At 42.8% G+C, this 20,388-nt stretch carries 21 protein-coding genes and 2 pseudogenes; 6 read left to right on the plus strand and 17 right to left on the minus strand.

What is annotated here, in order from left to right; translation table 11 throughout:
* Positions 1-55: 55 nt before the first annotated feature.
* Positions 56-1,057: a bifunctional riboflavin kinase/FAD synthetase gene (ribF, locus tag AC4CVD_RS16995; protein ID WP_490753470.1), complete on the minus strand. Its 1,002-nt coding sequence runs from the start codon at positions 1,055-1,057 to the stop codon at positions 56-58.
* 251 nt (positions 1,058-1,308) lie between these two features.
* Between ribF and AC4CVD_RS17000 the strand changes: the two genes are divergently transcribed.
* Positions 1,309-2,055, plus strand: coding sequence for an IS5-like element ISAba31 family transposase (locus AC4CVD_RS17000; protein ID WP_004645384.1), 747 nt, complete (start codon positions 1,309-1,311; stop codon positions 2,053-2,055).
* 68 nt (positions 2,056-2,123) lie between these two features.
* A pseudogene (locus AC4CVD_RS17005) lies at positions 2,124-2,448 on the plus strand (SLAC1 family transporter); the annotation flags it as partial.
* 64 nt (positions 2,449-2,512) lie between these two features.
* On the opposite strand, the gene tnpA reads toward AC4CVD_RS17005, so the two are convergent.
* Complete coding sequence (gene tnpA / locus AC4CVD_RS17010; RefSeq protein ID WP_490753471.1) at positions 2,513-2,911, minus strand: IS200/IS605 family transposase; 399 nt, start codon at positions 2,909-2,911, stop codon at positions 2,513-2,515.
* A gap of 39 nt (positions 2,912-2,950) precedes the next feature.
* On the opposite strand from tnpA, the gene AC4CVD_RS17015 reads away from it, so the two are divergent.
* The 3 genes and pseudogenes from AC4CVD_RS17015 to AC4CVD_RS17025 all read left to right on the plus strand — a co-directional run bounded on the left by AC4CVD_RS17015 (position 2,951) and on the right by AC4CVD_RS17025 (position 5,799).
* Positions 2,951-4,168: an RNA-guided endonuclease TnpB family protein gene (locus tag AC4CVD_RS17015; protein WP_490753472.1), complete on the plus strand. Its 1,218-nt coding sequence runs from the start codon at positions 2,951-2,953 to the stop codon at positions 4,166-4,168.
* A gap of 125 nt (positions 4,169-4,293) precedes the next feature.
* A pseudogene (locus tag AC4CVD_RS17020) lies at positions 4,294-5,106 on the plus strand (SLAC1 family transporter); the annotation flags it as partial.
* A 132-nt stretch (positions 5,107-5,238) separates the two neighbouring features.
* Positions 5,239-5,799 (plus strand): 5'-methylthioadenosine/S-adenosylhomocysteine nucleosidase family protein, encoded by a 561-nt coding sequence (locus tag AC4CVD_RS17025; protein WP_286407720.1) that lies wholly within the window; start codon positions 5,239-5,241, stop codon positions 5,797-5,799.
* A 60-nt stretch (positions 5,800-5,859) separates the two neighbouring features.
* Here AC4CVD_RS17025 and AC4CVD_RS17030 read toward each other — a convergent pair whose 3' ends face one another.
* The 14 genes from AC4CVD_RS17030 to ubiG form a co-directional block, all read right to left on the minus strand.
* On the minus strand, positions 5,860-6,498 hold the full coding sequence (locus tag AC4CVD_RS17030; RefSeq protein ID WP_004684172.1) for a TetR/AcrR family transcriptional regulator: 639 nt from the start codon (positions 6,496-6,498) through the stop codon (positions 5,860-5,862).
* Positions 6,499-6,856: 358 nt separating this feature from the next.
* Positions 6,857-7,657, minus strand: coding sequence for an ABC transporter ATP-binding protein (locus tag AC4CVD_RS17035; RefSeq protein ID WP_151837245.1), 801 nt, complete (start codon positions 7,655-7,657; stop codon positions 6,857-6,859).
* A gap of 10 nt (positions 7,658-7,667) precedes the next feature.
* The gene (gene ssuC / locus AC4CVD_RS17040) at positions 7,668-8,483 is read right to left on the minus strand and encodes an aliphatic sulfonate ABC transporter permease SsuC (RefSeq protein WP_317110457.1); all 816 of its coding nucleotides are present in this window, start codon (positions 8,481-8,483) and stop codon (positions 7,668-7,670) included.
* Positions 8,483-9,658, minus strand: a complete 1,176-nt coding sequence (gene ssuD / locus AC4CVD_RS17045) for an FMNH2-dependent alkanesulfonate monooxygenase (RefSeq protein ID WP_490753473.1) — start codon at positions 9,656-9,658, stop codon at positions 8,483-8,485. Before ssuD ends, ssuC begins: the two co-directional genes overlap by 1 nt.
* A 26-nt stretch (positions 9,659-9,684) precedes the next feature.
* Positions 9,685-10,680 (minus strand): aliphatic sulfonate ABC transporter substrate-binding protein, encoded by a 996-nt coding sequence (locus AC4CVD_RS17050; RefSeq protein WP_490753474.1) that lies wholly within the window; start codon positions 10,678-10,680, stop codon positions 9,685-9,687.
* Positions 10,681-10,696: 16 nt separating this feature from the next.
* Entirely contained in the window at positions 10,697-11,656 is a 960-nt protein-coding gene (locus AC4CVD_RS17055) for a sulfonate ABC transporter substrate-binding protein (RefSeq protein WP_490753475.1), read from the minus strand.
* A gap of 332 nt (positions 11,657-11,988) precedes the next feature.
* Positions 11,989-13,341, minus strand: coding sequence for an amino-acid N-acetyltransferase (argA, locus tag AC4CVD_RS17060; RefSeq protein WP_490753476.1), 1,353 nt, complete (start codon positions 13,339-13,341; stop codon positions 11,989-11,991).
* A 124-nt stretch (positions 13,342-13,465) separates the two neighbouring features.
* The gene (locus tag AC4CVD_RS17065) at positions 13,466-13,822 is read right to left on the minus strand and encodes an RcnB family protein (protein ID WP_004684182.1); all 357 of its coding nucleotides are present in this window, start codon (positions 13,820-13,822) and stop codon (positions 13,466-13,468) included.
* A gap of 299 nt (positions 13,823-14,121) precedes the next feature.
* Positions 14,122-14,505 (minus strand): RcnB family protein, encoded by a 384-nt coding sequence (locus AC4CVD_RS17070; RefSeq protein ID WP_004684183.1) that lies wholly within the window; start codon positions 14,503-14,505, stop codon positions 14,122-14,124.
* 246 nt (positions 14,506-14,751) lie between these two features.
* Positions 14,752-14,907, minus strand: a complete 156-nt coding sequence (locus tag AC4CVD_RS17075) for a hypothetical protein (protein ID WP_004684184.1) — start codon at positions 14,905-14,907, stop codon at positions 14,752-14,754.
* Between the two features lie 150 nt (positions 14,908-15,057).
* On the minus strand, positions 15,058-15,477 hold the full coding sequence (locus tag AC4CVD_RS17080; RefSeq protein WP_062031781.1) for a hypothetical protein: 420 nt from the start codon (positions 15,475-15,477) through the stop codon (positions 15,058-15,060).
* Positions 15,478-15,630: 153 nt separating this feature from the next.
* The gene (locus AC4CVD_RS17085; protein ID WP_005401600.1) at positions 15,631-16,377 is read right to left on the minus strand and encodes a YciK family oxidoreductase; all 747 of its coding nucleotides are present in this window, start codon (positions 16,375-16,377) and stop codon (positions 15,631-15,633) included.
* Between the two features lie 36 nt (positions 16,378-16,413).
* Entirely contained in the window at positions 16,414-17,109 is a 696-nt protein-coding gene (locus tag AC4CVD_RS17090; protein WP_279735793.1) for an HAD family hydrolase, read from the minus strand.
* The gene (gene ubiG / locus AC4CVD_RS17095) at positions 17,106-17,822 is read right to left on the minus strand and encodes a bifunctional 2-polyprenyl-6-hydroxyphenol methylase/3-demethylubiquinol 3-O-methyltransferase UbiG (RefSeq protein WP_490753477.1); all 717 of its coding nucleotides are present in this window, start codon (positions 17,820-17,822) and stop codon (positions 17,106-17,108) included. The genes AC4CVD_RS17090 and ubiG overlap by 4 nt, the downstream gene beginning before the upstream one ends.
* Before the next feature lie 180 nt (positions 17,823-18,002).
* Here ubiG and AC4CVD_RS17100 point away from each other — a divergent pair, with 180 nt between their 5' ends.
* Positions 18,003-18,620, plus strand: coding sequence for a thiol:disulfide interchange protein DsbA/DsbL (locus AC4CVD_RS17100; RefSeq protein WP_114836721.1), 618 nt, complete (start codon positions 18,003-18,005; stop codon positions 18,618-18,620).
* 73 nt (positions 18,621-18,693) lie between these two features.
* Here AC4CVD_RS17100 and AC4CVD_RS17105 read toward each other — a convergent pair whose 3' ends face one another.
* On the minus strand, positions 18,694-20,328 hold the full coding sequence (locus AC4CVD_RS17105) for a PglL family O-oligosaccharyltransferase (RefSeq protein ID WP_490753478.1): 1,635 nt from the start codon (positions 20,326-20,328) through the stop codon (positions 18,694-18,696).
* Between the last annotated feature and the right edge of the window lie 60 nt (positions 20,329-20,388).

Consider the following 20,388-nt stretch of genomic DNA (forward strand, 5'->3'; position numbering starts at 1 on the left):
CTTCCAATTTAATCAGCGGCTCGGCTGACGCGTTTTACATAAAATTGATTGGTATTTAAAAGGGAAATGTGGGGGTGTTTTGGCGGAACTCAAGCAGTTTCACCACATCATCATCAATTCCCGCTTTGAGTGCTTCCAGCGAAGGGTAGTTCTTTTCACCATGTAAGTAGTTCAAGAAAGTGACCCGCATTAACAAGCCATACAGATTAGCAGAAACATCAGGGAAATGTACTTCTAATCGCCATTCTGGCTGTGCTTGTTGAATGGCTGGACGTGTTCCGACATGACCCGCACCAAAAAGCGCTGAATGGTCATATCCTGCAACCCCTAATCGATCAGGGTGGTCTGCTTTCACTTTATCGCGTAAAGACGTGGTTTCACACATCACATCTACACCATAAATGCCGTTTAAACAGGGTTTATGTCGGTTTAAACGTACATTAATGGTTGGAAAATCAAGGGTTCGGCCAATTTGGTCGCCATATTGTACCCGACCCGTAATACTATAAGGGCGCCCTAATAACTGAGCAGCCAGCGCCAAGTCCCCTGCGGCCAGTGTTTGGCGAATCCGAGTTGAACTGACGCGTTCACCTTCTGCGAGGATGGTTTCTAGATTGTAGACTTGAAAACCATAGTTTTCGAGAAATTCGCTGTTGCCTTGGCGGTTTTTACCAAAGTGAAAGTCATCGCCTAAAACTAAACTTTGGGCATTGAGTTTTTCTTTTAAAATATCGGCAAATTGTTCTGCACTTAAACTTCGGAAGCTATTGTCAAATTTCGCGACCGCAATATAGTCCACACCCAGCTCAGTTAAATATTCAACTTTCTCACGCAATGATGAAATACGCGGTGGAGCATCATAACCTTTAAAGAATTCAAGTGGTTGAGGCTCAAAAATCATTACTACTGTTTTTAGATTTTGTTGTTTTGCAACGGCTTTGAGCTGATGAATCATGGCTTGATGACCCAAATGCACCCCGTCAAAATTACCGATGGTGACAGCGGTTTTTTCTAATTGGGTATTTGAGGGCAAAGCATTTAGACGGAGCAGCTTCATGGGCAAATCAAGTGCTTGGAATTAAGAACGGCTTATATATTGCCATATTCTTGGGCATTCGTCTTGTGGTTGTTTTTTGACAACGCAAAATTTAGTGCAAAGTATATTTATATTATTTTTATTTATTTATTTAATATAAATTAATCAATTTTTCTTATTTATAAATTTGATTAGGGTGTGTTGACACTTTTAGCTTAAAAAAATAGCGAAGTAGTAAAATCAAATCGCCAAACCCAATTTTACTATTCGCTATGCCTCGTACCATGCTGACAGATCAACACTGGCAAAAGTTGAAAGTTATTCTGCGTAATTTATCCATTCACCACAACTCAAATTTACGCAATTTTATTGAAGCTATTCTCTATAGAATTAGAACAGGCTGTCCGTGGCGAGATATTCCTTGTTGTTTTGGTCATTCAAACTCTATTTTCAAACGTTTTAATCGTTGGTCAAGCAGCGGTAAGTTACTTAGATTATTCAAATTATTAGCCTCATGCCCCGATATGGAGTGGATTTTTATTGATGGCTCTCATGTACGTGCTCATCAACATTCTGCCGGCATAGCGAATCAATCTATTTCTAAAAGTGTAGGAGGAAACTCCTCAAAAATACATTTGATTGTTGATGCACATGGCAATCCTATTGATTTCATGATTACCGATGGAACCACACATGATGTTAAAGTTGCACCTGATTTAATATCAACATTAGATTTAAAAGAGACAAAAGTGGTATGTGCAGATAAAGGCTATGATTCAGAACCACTGCGTGAACAGATCAGGAAAACAGGGACTAAAGCGAATATACCAAAGAAAACAAATAGCCAATCGAACAATGACCATATGGACTGGTATTTATATAAAATCAGGCATTTAGTTGAAAATATGTTTTGTAGATTAAAGCAATTTAGAGGAATAGCTACTCGATATGACAAGCTCAAAAGAAATTATCAAAGTTCTGTTGCTTTAGCCTGTATATTTTTATGGCTACCTTTATAGGGGTAATTATGAACAGTAAATGTCAACAGACCCTAGTATAAATGTAGATTTTAAATGAGGCCGAACTCATGCAAAAACCATTTACACAACTTGGACAGCGGCAAAATCTGATCCGTCAATTCACCCCCCAACTGGTTCACTGTCAGTATGGGAACAGGTGTTGTGGCGTTAATTGTATCAGAGTTTCCGATGTTAAAGGCACTCACATGGCAACTCGGCACAGGACTGTGGTATTTCAATATTTTACTGTTTGTACTTTTTAGTGTGCTATATGGGTTACGTTGGGCATTTTATCCGCAGGAAGCCAAACAGATTTTTTAACATCCAAGCATGAGCCTATTTTTAGGGACGATCCCGATGGCGCTGGCTACCATCCTCAATGGCTTTTTAACTAACTGTGCGAAATTCTCCATCTATAATCTGTGATTTAGATTGTGATGGATAGCACGACTTTTCGTTATTCAGGTCTTTCTTGATTTTTTATATATTCCCGAATTACATCAATTGTAGCCCCGCCTGTTGTAAGTAGACAGTATGCTCTCGTCCAAAGTACAGGCTTCCAATAATACGGTTTTAGTTCTTCCTCAAATTCTTTGCGTATCAGTCGGCTTGACACTGTTTTTAGATTGTTAATGAATTTGCTTGGCATGATATTCGGGTGCATTTCTAGTAATAAATGAATGTGGTCAGCTTCACCATTAAACTCAAGCAAGTCAATCTCCCAATCGGCACAGTTCTTTTTTACGATTTCTTCAAGCCGATTGAGCATTTCATTTGAAAGGCATTTCTTGCGATATTTTGTTACTAACACTAAATGATATTTGAGCTTATAAACACAGTGATAATGTGATTTCATTATATTTACACTAAGTAATTAATTTGTTAAATTATAACCATGAAACAACCTTTTTTGAAAGCGTATAAATATCGCATCTATCCAAATTCTCAACAGAAAGTGCAGTTTGAAAAGCACTTCGGATGCACTCGCTTTATTTTCAATTGGGCTTTAGCTCTTCAAACCAAAGTCCATTCAGAAACTCAAAAATTATTATCAAAAAAGGATATTCAAGGCCAATTGGTTGCAATGAAGAAGCAACCTGAATTTGAATGGTTGAATGAAGTAAACAGTCAATCACTTCTTAGTGGATTACTTCACCTGCATACTGCTTATAACAATTTTTTTCAGCGATTGAAGAAAGGCAAGATTGAATTCAGGAAAATTAAAGGCTACAAGCCAAAACCTGATGAAAAACGCCCATTGAGTCATATTGTTGGCTATCCACGGTTCAAATCCAAGAAAGTACCTCAACGGTCTTATCAATGCCCTCAGCACGCAACGGTGAGCTTTGAGCATGGTTTACTACATCTACCTAAAATTAAAGGGATAAAAACTGTATTTAGTCGGACATTTGATGGGAAAATTAAAACTGTCACCATTAGCAAAACAGCAACAGGTAAGTATTATGCTTCCATCTTAGTTGAGTCTGAGTTAGAGCTTGTTGCACCAACAACAGTTCAACCCGATCAAACTATTGGAATTGATATGGGTTTGAATCACATGCTCATTCAATCTAATGGTGATAAAGTTGAAAATCCAAGACACTTACGGCAGGCTCAAAACCGCTTAGCTATACAGCAAAAGATATTTGCCCGAAAACAGAAAAAATCTAAGAATTATCAGCGTCAAAAGTTAAGTGTTGCATTCATCCATGAAAAAGTGCGTTTGCAACGCTTAGACCTACATCATAAACTAACGCATCACTTGATCTGTGAAAACCAAGCGACCACGTATGCAGTAGAAGATTTAGGAATTAAAAACATGGTAAGGAATCGAAAATTAGCGAAGTCTATTTCAGATGTAGCTTGGGGTCAATTTCTTACGATATTGCAATACAAGGCAAAATGGTTTGGCAAGAATATTCTACAAATTGGAAGATTTGTTCCAAGTTCAAAAACTTGTTCTTGCTGTGGCTATAAGATGGAAAAGTTACCGCTAAGTGTCAGATTGTTTGAATGTCCAAATTGCAATTTGGTTGAAGATCGTGATGTGAATGCGAGTATAAATATCCGTAATTTCGCTTTAGCTGATGCACTAGGGCTTCGTGCTGTGTAAAGAGTTCCTATGCCACAATACTGTCAGCGCAAGTGTGGCATCGAAAGGTGTAATCAATTTGATTGCATAGGTCGCACAAATTCCCCCACCATAACTCTTAGTTTGGTGGTGGGAGTATGTCAAAGTATGGTCAGCCTATTTATGGCGACACAGCTGTACAGATTGCGCAAACGCTCTGGTATGCCGATGTGGTCTTGGCGCTCTTGGTGGCGTGGGCAGTTCCTTTTGCCATGTATCGACATCAGGAGCATGCTTTACAGCAGATGACCGCGGTGTGGTTATTGCCAATCGTGGCCTGTGAAGTTGCAGCCAGCAGTGGTGGTTTATTACTGGGGCATTTGGCAGCTGATACTCATGCCGTTGCGATTTTATTGGGTAGTTATGTGTTGTGGGGTGTTTCAGTATTACCCGCCTTTGCAATTTTAACGATTTTAATGTTGCGATTGGTCTTACATAAACTGCCTGAAAAAGAGTTGGTGGTCAGCAGTTGGTTGGCTTTGGGACCGATAGGCACTGCTGCTTTGGCATTATTGGTTTTGGGGAATCAGGCACCGACGCTGATGGCGAGTTTGGGCTTAGCACAACTGGGTCAGTTATTTCAGCAGGCGGGGATTTTAGCCAGTTTAATCCTGCTGGGTTTTGGACTGTGGTGGTTGGGGATTGCGGTACTGACGACCTTGCACCATGCCAAACAGGACTTACCGTTTAATTTGGGTTGGTGGGGACTGACCTTCCCATTGGGCGTATATACGCTCGCAATCTTAACCTTATCCCAACAACTCAATTTGGCCTTCCTGTATGCCGTTGGCTATGCTTTTGCAGCCATACTGATGTTGTTATGGAGTTTGGTCGCAACCAAAACGGCACACGGTTTTTATCAAGGTCATTTGTTCTTTTCGCCGTGCTTAAAAACCTATTTAGAAAAGCAGTATAAATGAGGTCTACAATCCTTTCAGTTTAAAGCGCCATTTGATCTTATATATGTTGTTTGAGCAGAGACCAGAGGCGCTTTTCTTTCGGATCGATTTGTTTTCTAATGACACGCATGAAGTCTGTTAATTGAGTATTTTATGTCAGATGTTGCACTAATCATGGCTTTACCAAATGAGTCTAAAGGATTGTTTGAGCAAGCAGGGATTGAAGTTCATTACAGCGGTATTGGTAAAGTCAACGCGGCCTATAAAGCATTTGAAGTGATTCAAAAAACAGGCTGTAAAACCTTGATTAATTTAGGCACAGCAGGCAGTACGTATTTTGATAAGCACGAGTTGGTTGAAGTCTCTCAATTTGTACAACGTGACATGGATGTCTCTCCACTCGGTTTCGCTGTCGGTTTTACCCCATTTGAAACCATGCATCCTGCGGAAATTCATTTAGAACCGTTTTTCCAACAACTCCGCACTGGTATATGTGGAACAGGGGATAGCTTTGAAACGGGTGAACCCAAAGTACCGTGTCATTTGGTTGATATGGAAGGATATGCGCTGGCAAAGGTCTGTAAAAAACAGGGTGTCCGTCTGATTTCGGTCAAATATATTTCAGATGGTGCCAACGACACCGCGCATTTGGACTGGGAAGACAATTTGTTATTGGGAGCTCAGAAATTATTAGCATTATTTGAAAGTATCTGAGGCTTTGATTTTGTCTTTTTCAATTCGGCGACCATAGAGTGCTATGGTCGTATGCCAAAATTACTCAGCTTTGAATAATTCAGACGGTGTTCGCGGGATCACGCCATACAGCATCATATGCACGGTATGTTGAATGACTCGTTGTTGCATACTGCGGTTACGTAGGGTTTTACCTGTCACCATTTCCATTTGCGTGGCAAAGTCAGCATAGTTTTGTGTTAAGGCCCAAATGTTGAGGATTAACAGCTCAGGGTCTATTTCAGTTGAAATTTTACCTTGCTCTTGCCAATTGCTAATGACTTTGGCTTTACGTTTGACCAACTTCTTTAAAGGCCCTTTGAGGATTTCCAAAATATGCGGAGCCCCTTGGATCACTTCTAACGCAAACAAGCGAGATGCTTTCGGTTGAGTCCGAGAAACCTCAATCTTTTGCAATAAGTAGTTGGTGATCGCTTCTTCCGGCTCTAAGTCAGCTTCTAACATCTGTAGTGGGGCTAACCATTTTTGTAGAACCGTCGTTAAAACTTCAACGTACAAAGCTTCTTTATTTTCATAGTAATAGAAAATATTCGATTTGTGCATTTCAGCAATCTGTGCGATTTCATCTAAGCTTGCTCCATTAAATCCATAGAGCGAGAAGACATCTAGTGCAGCATTCAGCAGCTGGTGGCGTTTTTGAGTACTCTTTTTCTGTTCCATTCTCTAATTTAAAAAACAATAAAAAGGGGGAAGGACAAATTGTACGGCAAATCATCAGATTTGTGCACAAAGTGGAAATTTAATTTTTTGAATAATGATCATTTATTCTGTAGATTGGCTCTTAAATTGCGATAAATTCTAAAAGTTGTCCAATAAAATATAATTATATAAAAACTATTTTGTCTAAACTATATGAAATGATTCAATGTGAAGTGGCATGTTTTGATAAAGATAACGTGAAATTTATTACATTATTTAAAATAAAGTATGCTCAATTCATATGATGGTCTTGTGTTTTTTTACTGAAATTCAGCATAAAAAATCCTTAGCACCCCAAGCTAAGGATTTTTTAGTCTACTTATGTGGCTAAAACTGCATTTAACACCTGCTGTTCAAGGGTATTGAACGGCATATCTTTGACGCGAGGGCGGGGTAGGTCGACTTGAAACTCTTTGGCAATATGGCCACGGTCCAGCAAAATAATCCGATCGGCCAGTTGAACGGCCTCACTGACATCATGGGTGACTAAAATGGCGGTAAAGCCCTGTTCCGTCCATAATTTTTCAATCAAATTCTGCATGTCTAAGCGGGTTAAGGCATCGAGTGCTCCCAAAGGTTCATCGAGCAATAAAATCCGTGGTTTATGCGATAAAGCGCGTGCCAAAGCGGTCCGTTGACGCTGTCCCCCAGAGAGCTGCGAAGGCCAAAGTCCCGCTTTTTCTTTGAGTCCGACTTTTTCGAGCAAACCCGAGGCAGTGGCATGTTGTTGTTTAGGCAACCCCAGTTGTACGTTTTGTTCAATTGAACGCCATGGTAACAGTCGTGGATCTTGGAACATGACCCGTATATCGTCTGCGGTAATCCCTTCGCGGAGGTGTCGTGCGGACTTAAACTTAATTTCGCCGTAGCTTTGTTGTTCTAAGTTGGCAATCAGGCGCAGCAGGGTACTTTTACCACAACCACTGCGTCCGACAATGGCTAAAAACTCACCCGGCTGAATATGCAGATCTAAGTCTTCAAGGACTTTAACTGAACCATAAAACTTATGCAGTTGTTCGATAATAATTTCGGCCCCAAGCACCGCTTGAGGGTTAATGTCTTGATTGTGATTTGGCGGCGACGGAATATTGGCATGGCGACCAAGGCTTAAATCAGTCATCTCAAACTCCTTATTTTTGGTATCCTGCATGCCAGCGCAGCAGGTATTTTTCTAATGTGACGGCCAGTACATCAGCCAATTTTCCAAGTAGGGCATACAGTAAAATCCCCACCAAAACGATGTCAGTCTGTAAAAATTCACGTGCATTCATGGTCATATAACCGATGCCGGCTTGGGCTGAAATGGTTTCGGCAACGATCAGCAGGACCCATACCAAACCCAGTGAAAAGCGCAGTCCGACTAAAATAGAGGGCATCGCACCCGGTAAAATAATTTCTTTGTACAATTGCCAACGGGTCAAACCATAGCTTTTCCCCATTTCAATCAGTTGTGGATCTACCGAACGTATACCGTGATAGGTGTTGATGTAAATGGGGAAAAAGACCCCGACCGCAACCAAAAAAAGCTTGGCGGTTTCATCAATCCCGAACCATAAGATCACCAACGGAATAAGTGCCAGTGCAGGAATATTTCGGATCATCTGTAGAGTGGTGTCGAGCAGAGTTGACGCCGTTTTCGATGAACCATTTAACAAACCCAGAAATAGACCTAGACCCCCACCCACCAATAGGCCGAGTAAGGCACGGCCTGCACTGACTTGCACATGCTTCCATAGTTCCCCACTCAGTAGCAGGTTCCAGAAAGCGCTAACCACCGCCGTTGGTGCAGGTAAAATCCGACTTTCTAAAAGTCCCGTGCTGGAGGCAATTTGCCAAAGCACAATCAAGCCGATAGGAAAGAGCCAAGGCAGCAATAGCTGCCCCAACTGAGTTCCACGTGAAACCTTTTCCTGCTGGAGGGTTTGCACTGAAACGATTTTGGACATTAGGCAGGCTCCTGAATCACTTTTGTTTTTTTGTTTTCATCGGGTGTGTAGTTGTTTGCCACAATTTCACCAAAGGGACCTGTTAAATTTGGTTGTGCCAACTTTGCTTGAGTTTCAAGCGGCAGGAGTGGGAACACCAACTCGGCAAAACGAATCGACTCTTCAAGATGTGGATAGCCTGAGAAAATAAAGGTGTTGACGCCCAAGTCGGCATATTCTTGAATACGGGCTGCAACTGTTTCAGGGTCACCGACCAATGCCGTACCTGCACCCCCACGAACCAGACCTACGCCAGCCCAAAGGTTTGGGGACACTTCCAGTTTGCTACGGTCACCATTATGCAGTTCAGCCATGCGACGTTGACCGACCGAGTCCATGCTCTTAAATTTAGCCTGTGCCGCAGCAATGGTGGCATCATCGACATATTGAATGAGCTCTTCCGCCGCTTGCCATGCTTGTTCATTGGTTTCACGCACAATCACATGCAGACGTATGCCATAGTTGAGCGTACGGCCTTTGGCTTCGGCTTTGGCACGGACAGTGTCAATTTTGTCTTTAACAGCAGCAGGGGGTTCGCCCCATGTGAGATAAGTATCGACCTGATCAGTCGCTAATTCGATGGCATCATCCGATGAGCCGCCAAACCAAAGTGGAGGGTAGGGTTGTTGCACAGGTGGATATAGCAGTTTGGCATCATCTACGTTTAGACGTTCGCCGTGAAAGGTAAAGCTTTCACCTGTATGGGAGCGGGTTAAAATCTCACGCCAAATTTTGACGTATTCATTGGCAGTTTTATAGCGAGTAGAGTGGTCCTCATAAACGCCATCGCCTTGCAGTTCTTTTTCATCGCCACCTGTCACCAAGTTCAATAAAACCCGACCGTTGGAGAGACGGTCAAAGGTGGCTGCCATCCGTGCAGCCAGTGCTGGAGTGGTTACGCCTGGACGCAGTGCAACTAGGAATTTTAATTTTTTTGTGGCATCAATCAGGCTGGCTGCGGTCAACCATGGGTCTTCACATGAACGACCTGTTGGAATCAGCACCCCTTCATAACCCAAATTATCCACGGCAACCGCAATCTGTTTCATATAGGCATGGTCCACTTGACGCGCACCTTTGCTGGTACCTAAGTAGCGACTGTCACCGTGAGTTGGGATAAACCAGAAAATTTTCATTTTAAAAAATCCTTAGATAGAGTCGTTTAAGGTTTGCTCGGTGCAACCCAAACGGTACTTTGAACTTGAATGTGTTTCGGAATGAGCTGGACTTGTTGGAACAAATCCGCAATTTGTTGTTGTGCTTGCACCACTTCAGGCGTCAGGGTTTGAATTGGTGAAGGCTTCAGACGTTTGTCGATGACGCGTTGGGCAATAGAGGGCTGTAAACCCGTACTTTGGGTATAGACCGAAAGTGCCTGTGGTTGGTTTTTTAGCACCCATTGATCGGCCTGATTCAGCCCGTGAATGAACTGAGCGGTGGCTTCAGGGTAGGCCTGAATGAATTTCGGGTTACCAATATAAAAAGAATAGGTTTGTGGAAAAGCTGTGCCATCAATCAAGACTTTGGCCTGTGCATCTTGCTCTGCTGCACTGAGGTAGGGTTCCCAAATGGCCCATGCATCAATGGATTGTTTATCAAACGCGGCACGTGCATCCGCAGGAGGCAGCCAAATCGGTTGAATGTCCTGCCAACTGAGTCCTGCTTTTTGTAAGACTTTCGCCAGTAACTCATGTGCGCTTGAACCGCGTTGAACCGCAATCCGTTTGCCTTTTAAGGCCTGTATTGAATCAATGGAACTATTTTTAGCAATCAACAGCGCTTGAGCATTGGCTGGAACTTGCTCATAGCCGACGTAGCTTAGCTCTTTGTCAGCAGCTTGAGCAAAGATCGGTGGGGTATTGCCCACTGCACCAAAATCGACAGCACCAACGGATAATGCTTCTAACATTTGTGGGCCAGCGGGGAACTCTTTCCATTCAATTTTGGCTTGAGGAAATTGTTGCTCAAATAATTTTTGCTCACGTGCGACCAACAGGTTCAAAGACGACTTTTGATAGCCAATCGACAGGGTTTTAACTGGAGCTGCTGCCTGCTTTTCAGAAGTATTTGTTGCTGCTGTGTCGTGCTTTTGGCATGCCACGAGTCCAAGACTCAAGGTGACAATGCCAATACTGGAAACTGTTTTAAGTGTTTTCATGATGATCTCTATATTTTTATTTAATAATGGCAGCGTCAATATTCAGCTGGTTCGGAATGAGTTTTTGTTGATAGAACGCATCCGCAACGTACTGCTGTTTTTTCGCGACTTCGGCTGAAATGGGTTGAACGCCAAAGCCCATACGACCAATCGAGGTTTGTAAAATGTCTAAAGACAAGCCTGTCGGTTTTTCTAACAATTGGGCTGCTTGTTGTTGATTCTGTTTGACCCACTGTGTTGTGGTATTTAATTCTTTCACGACTGTTTTTAAGACTTCTGGATTGGTTTCGGCAAATTTACGATTGGCCAAATAGAACTGATGATTACCGACTAAGTTTTCTCCGGTAGCAATCACACGTGCTGAGATTTGGTGTTCAGCTGCAGCAAAGAAAGGATCCCAAATGACCCAAGCGTCAACTGCACCACGTTCAAATGCGGCACGTGCATCTGATGGCGGAAGATACACCGCTTCAATATCAGAAAGTTTCAGGTTATTCGCTTCTAACACTTTAAGTAGCAGGTAATGCACATTTGAACCTTTGTTGAGTGCGATCCGCTTGCCTTTTAAATCTTGAATGCTCTGAATCTTTGAGTCTTTTTGTACGATCAGTGCTTCTGCTTTAGGTGCAGCAGGTTGGTTGGCAATGTAAACCAAGTTCGAATTTGCAGCTTGTGCGAAAATTGGAGGCGCTTCACCTGCTTCACCAAAAACCACACTGCCGACATTTAAACCTTCGAGGAGTTGTGGACCTGCAGGAAACTCGACCCATTTGACTTGGACATTTTGTGCTTTAAGCACCGTTTCTAAAGTGCCACGCTCTTTGACGATGGGCAAAATGCCATATTTTTGAAAGCCAATATTGAGTGTGACGGTTTCAGCTTCTTTTTTCCCACATCCAGATAACATCATGGCACCCACGATTGCTGCAGAAAGAACGCTTGTTTTGATCCAGAACTGTGCTCGAGAAGTGCTCATGTGTTTCATAACTCCAAATAAATAAGGTGAGTGAGTTGGTGAACACATACGCTAAAGGGCTTTTCTTTTCAGAAAAAATAAGAAATCGGGCTTTAGACATGAAAAAAAAAGATAAAAACAAAAGTGCAAAACTTATGCAAAAAACAACAATATAAAAAACATAAAATATAAAATTTATTGAAAACCAACTTATTGATATTTATTGTTTAAAAGGTATTTTTATTTTTGGAATAAGCTTAGTGTTTCACTCAATATAGATTTGAGCGATTTTTGCGGTGTTTTCTAGATAAAGATATGAGAAATAAAGATATCCATAATCCTGCAAAAGCCACTTAAAGTGGCTTTTTAAAGACGAGTGAGTTGCGCTGATAGTTGTATAAGGCTTGGCGTGCATTGGGAAGTTCATCGACATTGGCCGTTTCAAAGCCATGTTCTAAGAACCAATGTGCAGTACGTGTGGTCAGTACAAACAACTGTTGAATGCCCATACTGCGGGCTTTACCTTCGAGATAATGCAAAATTTGGCTGCCACGATTAGATTTGCGATAGCTAGGATCGACTGCGACACAGGCAATTTCGGCACTGCGGATTTCACCCTCTGCCGCTGGTAGTGGGTAAAGCGCAGCACAGGCCAAGATCATGCCATCACGTTCAATTACCGCAAATTGCCCAATTTCGTTTTCGAGACGTTCACGTGAGCGATAAACCAAAATGCCTTCTTCTTCAAGTGGGCGTAATAGGTTAATCAGTCCGCCGACATCTTTAATGTTGGCCATACGGACTTCTTCATAATGGGCATCGGTAATCATGGTGCCCGAACCATCACGCGTGAAGAGCTCCTCAACCAAGGCACCATCATAAGCATAGGAAATCAGATGGACACGATGGACGCCATCCGTCGAGGCTTTTTTGGCACCGCGTAAATGCACGGCAATGTCTGGATTCGAATCTTGGTATTTCTCAATTTGTGCATCGAGCTTGTGCGGCGAAATTTCGCGTTGCAACTGACCATGTTCATTGAGCAGACCATGTTGTTTGCCCAAGAAAATCAGTTTATCCGCTTTAAGATGAATCGCTGTGCGGGTCGCCACTTCTTCAGCCAGCAGATTGAATACTTCGCCTGTGGTGGAATAGCCAGTTGGCCCGAGCAGCACAATATTATGATTATCCAAATGGCGTTGAATGGCATCGGTATCGACCGTACGAACTTCGCCGGTTAACTGAAAATCGACCCCATCGCGAATGCCATAGGGCTTGGCTGTAACAAAATTCCCTGAAACTACATCAATACGTGCGCCATACATCGGTGAATTGGCCAGTCCCATAGACAGTAAGGCTTCAATTTGCAAACGAATTGAGCCTACCGCATTCATCACGCAACTTAGTGATTCTCGCGTGGTCACGCGGCGATGTTGATGAAATGGCGTTTGTAGTTGGCTTTGTTTTAAGTTGTGGTTGATTTGCGGACGCGCGCCATGCACCAAGATCAGGCGAATCCCGAGTGAATGCAGCAGGGCAATGTCGTGAATAATATGTTGAAAGTTATCATGCTGAACGGCTTCACCATCGAACATAATCACAAAGATTTTATTACGGTGAGCATTGATATAAGGCGCAGAATGTCGAAACCAATGCACATACTGCAAAGTTGTACTGTGATGTGTTTCGATGGAATTTGCGTGCATGCCTGTCTCAAAATGAACTGCTTAGCATGATTTTAATCAAAAAATGCAGAAGAGGAAGTCTTAAATAGAAAAACACCTGAAGCAATGTTCAGGTGTTCGATCGGTTTTGCGACACCAGCCAGAATTAACCGATAATACGCAGGATACGGTTATTGCGTTCATTGACTAAAACATAGTCACCATTGACCTTATACCACTGTTGGTAGCGCCCAGTGTTGGGTAGGCGACGTGCTTCTCGGTCACTGACATGGTAACGTGATGAATCATAGCCACGTGGCAAAGTTTGACCTGAGCGCCAGTCACGGCTTGGATTAACACGTTTGTTTTGGTAGCGGTTGTCATTGTCCCAACGGCGGTCATCGCGATGATCCCAGCGCGAGTCATGAGCATGCGCGCGGTCATAGTATTGTGGTGCTGCCATTGCAGATGTGGCCATGAGCGCGCCTAAAGAGAGTGTGATTGCAGTCAGAATTTTTTTCATTGCTTTCATCCTGTATGAGTCTTGTTTCGATCATTCAAAATTAGCGAATAACTCTAGAGAAAGCGTGAGGGCTATTTAGGTGAATTGTGAAATGTATGAAGAGACTGAGGAGATTGTTGTTTTTCTGCAATGCTTGCAAACAAAAGCTTTGGCACATAAAAAACCTGAAACAACGCCTTCCATGCTGTGCCTGACTGTGGTCTCTTGAGAAGAATATGCAGTCGCGCTAAAGCGGGTGAAAGGGTGTTGATTCAGGTCTTAATAATACTGTCGCTGAATTGTACAAAATGAAGCGTAAATTAAAGCCCCATAATCCTCAGAATATTGTTGCTGTCTGCGTCGACTAAGATGTAGTCATTGTTGATTTTGTACCACTGCTGATTTCGGTTTGGCTTTGGAAGGTTATGGTCTTTATATTCGACTTTATAGCCGTTACCACGGTAATGTTGTGGCATGACATAACCTTGTTGCCATTTATGCTGTTGTAAACGTTTGACACCGCGCTCTTCGCGCATACGTCGACGATCTTGCTGATCGTCATTACCTGAATCGCGAAAGTCACGTCCGCGTGGCTCATTGCCATAGCGTGGATGATCGTGGTCAAACTGAGGGGCAGCAGTACTGAGACTGCTTGCCATCAAAGCACTGAAAGAGATTGCCAATACTGTCAAAATCTTTTTCATGTTGAATCCTCATTAAGGTAATTTCATTCTTTCCTATAATGTACGAAAAAAATGCAGAGAAACTGTGAAGATGAATTGGGTATTTATTAACAAATGCAGAGATATTAAGAAGATTATGCCCAATTCTAAGCCTGAATTAAATCATCAATTGCGCTAAAGTCCAAAGCAAACAGTCTGTATCTTCTGATTTCTGACTCATTTTGAGGGCTCAGATCTTGCTTTGTCAAAGAACGCATAGTGCATTATTTAATTCCACTGCTGCGTTAGATGTTGTAATGAACGGATTGAATGAACCACTGCTTCAGCTTGTTTGGCATCCTCTAAAGCACAAATCAGGCTTTCGGGTAGTTGTAAATTATGGATATGACGAATGGTGTCATGTTTACGTTGCAAATCAGCCATGCTGCATCCTTATTTTCAATTCTTGATCAATCAGAATGATAAATAGGAAATATTGATCTTAAAAACCGAATATTTTTATTAAAATAATTTAAAAATACGATTTAAAATATCGAGCTAGCCAAGCTGCGTTTTCAACTTGGCTGATTCGGCTCAATAGGCGTAGTTGAGGTCGGTATAATCACTCAATGATTTCTGTACATGCGCTTGGATAAATTCACGTACATCGGCTGCAGTCATCGGTTCACCATTTTTGCTGATGGCATGCTCAATGTCGGGCTGACCCTCAATTTTGATGCGATAAACAAAGCTTTTCTTGGCTTTGTATTGTTCATCATTCTTAGCAATGACCGTGACGTAGTGATAGCTATGTTCAAAGTTCAAGTCGGTATGGGCAAAAACAAACTGGTCGAAAAGTTTCAGTGTGGCGCCATTTTCCAGGGCTTGAAGTTCCTCCACAATACTGGCTTCAAACTTCATTCCATATTTTTCTGAAATCGGCTGTTGGTCAATCAACAGGCTAACCATACCATCTTCAGTGGGTTGTACAGTGATGTTACTCAAGTCCGTCATGGCATATGCTTCAAAAATGGAGTTGGACATCAGTATCCGCAAAAATTGAAAAAAGACAACCTTTTCTGAATCTTGAAATCATGTTGCAGATGACTAAGCTTCAGTTTGATACGTAAAAAAAGGAAGCCGAAGCTTCCTCTTAAGTGACACATTTTAGTCTTGTGCATCAATACTTTGACCATTCATATGCAAACTGTCATCGCCCATCAAGTACAGATAAGCGGGCATGATATTTTCAGGCGTTGGCAATGTTTTTGGATCTTCATCGGGATAGGCTTTTGCACGCATTGCAGTGCGGGTCGCCCCCGGATTGATACAGTTAAAGCGGATATTCGGTGAGGTATTTTCTTTAGCAAACAGTTGGCTGACCGCTTCAATCGCGATCTTAGACACCGAATATGCTCCCCAACGTTCACGCGTTTCACGCCCGACACCTGAGCTGGCGAAAACCACGGAAGCATGCTCAGATTTTTTCAGAAGTGGCATTAGCTCTTGAGTCATAACGAATGGCGCACGCAAGTTGACGGCCATGACATCATCCCAGACATCGACAGGATAATTTTCCAGTTCGGTGCGTTCACCCAAAATGCCCGCATTATGCAAAATGCCATCTAGGCGCCCAAATTGGCGTTCTAAGGTGTCGACCAGTAATTCATAATCACGAGGAGAGGCGCTCGACAGCTGCAAGGGTAAAATTGCAGGTTGCGGCGCACCTAAGCCTTCAATTTCATCATAAATGACTTCGAGCTTATTTAAGGTACGTCCATGCAGCACCACAGTTGCGCCGTGTAGGGCATAACTTAATGCAGCAGCACGACCAATACCATCGCCCGCACCTGTAATTAAGATGATGCGATCTTTGAGCAGATCGGGGCGAGGTTGATATTCTGAATATTTCATCATTACCTCCTCGTTATTTTGATTTTTTAATTGTGATCAAGTCAGTGAGTTGGACGGTGTAGTTTGACTCACAAGAGACTGAATAACATCGTCCAATTCAGCCACAGTCTTCACTATACAATCTGCCTGCCACGCTGTTAAGTCATCTTTGTGCGCGAATGGTAAATAACCATAAGCCGCCAAAATGGTATACATCTGCGCGTTACGACCCGCATCGATGTCACGTGGATGATCGCCGACATAGATACAGTCTTCAGGCGCAATCGCGATGTGCTTGGCGGCCAAATACATCGGCTCAGGATCAGGCTTGGTCTGTGAGACATCCTCTGGGCAAACCAAAACCGCACAGCGCTCTGTCAAATTCAGCGCATCTAATAATGCTTCACTCAGCCAGCGCGGTTTATTGGTGACGATGCCCCAAGGAATCTCTTGGTTTTCAAGTTTTTCAAGTAGCGGATACATGCCCGAAAACAGGTCAGTATCTACTGCGATATCGGCACCGTAGGTATCTAAAAAACGCTGACGATGTGCAAGAAAAATCGGGTCTTCGACTTCCAGTTCTGGATAAACCAATTTAACCATCGCCCGTGCACCTTCAGAGACTTGGCTGCGGATCAGGTCTGCATCGACCACAGCGACGCCTTTTTCACGGCACATGTCTTGAATAATGCGAATAAAGTCGGCGGCAGTGTCGATCAGTGTGCCGTCAAGGTCAAATAAGACGGCTTTCATGCAGCGTCTTCTTTGACAGTATAGACCATATAATTGACATCGACATTCGGCGCTAACCAATAGCGTTTGGTCAAGGGGTTGTAATGTAAACCCGTCATATCTTTCAGTTTGAGCCCTGCGCCGCGAATATCATGTGCCAGTTCTGATGGCTTAATGAATTTTTGATAATCGTGGGTGCCTTTGGCTAACATGCGCAGGACATATTCAGCGCCAATAATGGCAAACAGGTAGGCTTTGGGATTACGGTTAATGGTGGAGAAGAATACATGACCGCCTGGTTTAACCAGTTTATGGCAGGCTTCAATGATTGAGGCTGGATTGGGTACGTGTTCCAACATTTCCATGCAGGTCACGACATCGTATTGTCCTGCTTGTTCTTCTGCGAGCTGCTCAACTGGAATTTGGCGATATTCGATATGCTCAACACCTTCTTGTTCTGCATGTAAACGTGCCACATTTAGAGGGGCTTCGCCCATATCAATACCGAGCACATCTGCACCACGACGTGCCATACTTTCAGCTAAAATTCCACCACCACAGCCGACGTCAAGAACTTTTTTTCCAGTGAGTCCACCTGCATGTTCATCAATCCAGTTTAAGCGTAGTGGATTGATCATATGTAAAGGGCGGAACTCCGAGTGCTGATCCCACCATATGGCAGCAAATGCTTCAAATTTGGCAATTTCTTGTGGATCAACATTCAGTTGCGACATCGTCGGCACCTCAATTTAAGTCATGATATTTAAAACGTTCAATAGGGCTTAGTGTAGCGTTTATTCTAGAAAAAGCGATAAAAGCCTGAAAAAAGTTCACAGAATGAAAACGAATTTGGCATATTTGATTTATAGTATTTGCATAAACTTATCATAATGATTTTGAGGACAATAAGTTCAATGAAAAAACTCCTTTTGAGTGGCTTAGCAACCGCTGTTTTCGCAATTTCGGGCAGTGCAATGGCTGCAAATTTTGTGGCAGGTCAGGACTATATCGTTGTACCAACACCTGTACAGGTGGAAGTGCCAGGGAAAATTGAAGTCCGCGAATTCTTTTGGTATGGCTGTGGTCACTGCTTTAAACTTGAACCGCATATGCAGACTTGGTTGAAAAAACTACCGAAAGATGTGCGCTTTGTGCGTACCCCAGCAGCCATGAATCCAGTTTGGGAACAAGCGGCGCGAGCTTATTATGTGTCTGAGGCCCTGGGTGTACGTAAAAAGACACACTTGACGTTATTCCATGCCATTCATGATCAAAATCAACCGATTCTAGAGCAACCTGCTTTAGCCAAGTTCTATACTCAGTTTGGTATTCCTGAGGCGAAATTTAACAGTACTTATAAATCATTTGCGATTACTTCAAAAATTGCCCAAGCACAGGACTTAGCCAAGCGTTATCAACTCAGTGGTGTTCCTGCGGTGACGGTGAATGGTAAATATATTGTGCAAGGTGAAGATGCTAAAGTGACTCAAGTCGTGGATTACTTGATTGAAAAAGAACGTGCTGCAAAATAAGCTGAATCTGTTTTAAGTCCTTATTCAGTTAAAAAAGCCTGCATCAGCAGGCTTTTTTATGGGTTAACAACGTTTATTGCGCAGCTGATACAGGCTGCAATAAATCCTCATAACGCAGTTCAATTTTTCTTAAGGTTTTTAAGCGCCAAAGTTGGTGACGAGCTTCGGCTTCATAGCCATTAAAGGCCAAGAGTTTGGCAAATTTGGTCAAATCATAGGGAATCGGGTAGTTCAGCACCATTTCCTCATAGTCACGAATTTGCTCAGGGCTGACTTTGCTGTATGGATTTAACTGAATCCATTCAATGCGGCGGTTAAACTCCGACAGCAGTAAAATATGATCTTGATTGGTGAACTTTTCAGGGGTGTGTTCATAACGTGAAGCCTCATTCAGCTTCGGTACCATCAACTCATAGTCACGAATAATCAGTGCGACCAAGACCACACAAACAGTGAATGTGATCGGCATGGCAAAGCTCGGTAAAGTCCACGTTTTCACTTTTTGCTGAGATTGAATAATGCCTAGAATCAATCCGAGTGGCAGCAAGAAATAAGCGTAGAACAACGGAAATTCGAGCATACCGTGAATCAGTAAAGCGCCGACCATCAGAAGTCCAATCACAGATTCGAGCGATGTTGCATGCTTTTGCAGTTGATAGCCCCAATAGCTGAGATAGGCAAAAAATGGAATCGCAATCACCAATCCATTCCACACAATAAAGTCGAGAATGAAGTTGTGCGCACTTTTTACCCAAACGGGGCCTTGGAATTGATCACTGATTAATGTGTAAGCTACACTGGTTTGATGCCAACCATAGCCAAACCAAGGTCGCTCAGCAATGGCATGGAGCATCTGTTGCCAAATGGCGATACGTGACATATCACCTGTTGCACGAGCGATAACCTCTTTCGTTTGAGTGACATCGACATTGGATAGTTGAATCAAAAGTTGGTTCAACTGGGGAAGTAGGATAATAAAAGAAATAAACAATACAAACCATGCTAGGACACTATACCACTTCAGTTGAATGGCACCTTTGTGCTGCTGATAGAGCAAATACAGCAGCACACAGATACTAGCGACCCATGATGTGCGTGACTGACTCAGGGCTACCGCAAATAGTATCAATGCCGCACTTGCGCACAGCAGAATTGAGTTGAATTTTTTCTTTTCAAATAGGTACAGTGTGCCGAGTAAGGAAAGAATCAGAAAGCTCGCCATATTGTTCGGCTGAGCAAAGTTGGCATAAGGACGATCGCCTTTTAAAGTGGTCATACCGGGAATGTACTGTTCAATATTGAGCCATTGGCAAGTGGCGATGAGCGCTGTTACCAGACCGACCGACCAAAATACACTACACAGACCACTAAATAATTGCTCACGTTCCAAGGGTTTTTGGCTCAGGTTAAAACCTAAAACCATACTCAGCCAAAATGCAAAGATATATAAGCCACACATCAGTGCTTTGCTGAAAAAGAACAGCTCGCCAAAACCGTACTGAATGAAGGGCACCAGACTCAATAGCAATAGTGGCAGACTCACTTTCGGGAGCAAGAGTTTTTCTTTTAAAAATAAGGCAGAGAGTGCAAGTAAAGATAAAAATGCAAACAATTCACCTGTATAGGTGACCCAAGGTCGATAATGAATGGGCAACAGCCATGCCAAGGCAATACAGACACTCGCCACGAAAAAAAGAAGAAAACGCATAGGAGCTACAGATGAAAAAACTGGCTCTATGATAGTGAAAAAGCATCCAAGTTTGAGCAA

The sequence above is a fragment of the Acinetobacter sp. LipI_23 genome (assembly GCF_058243045.1).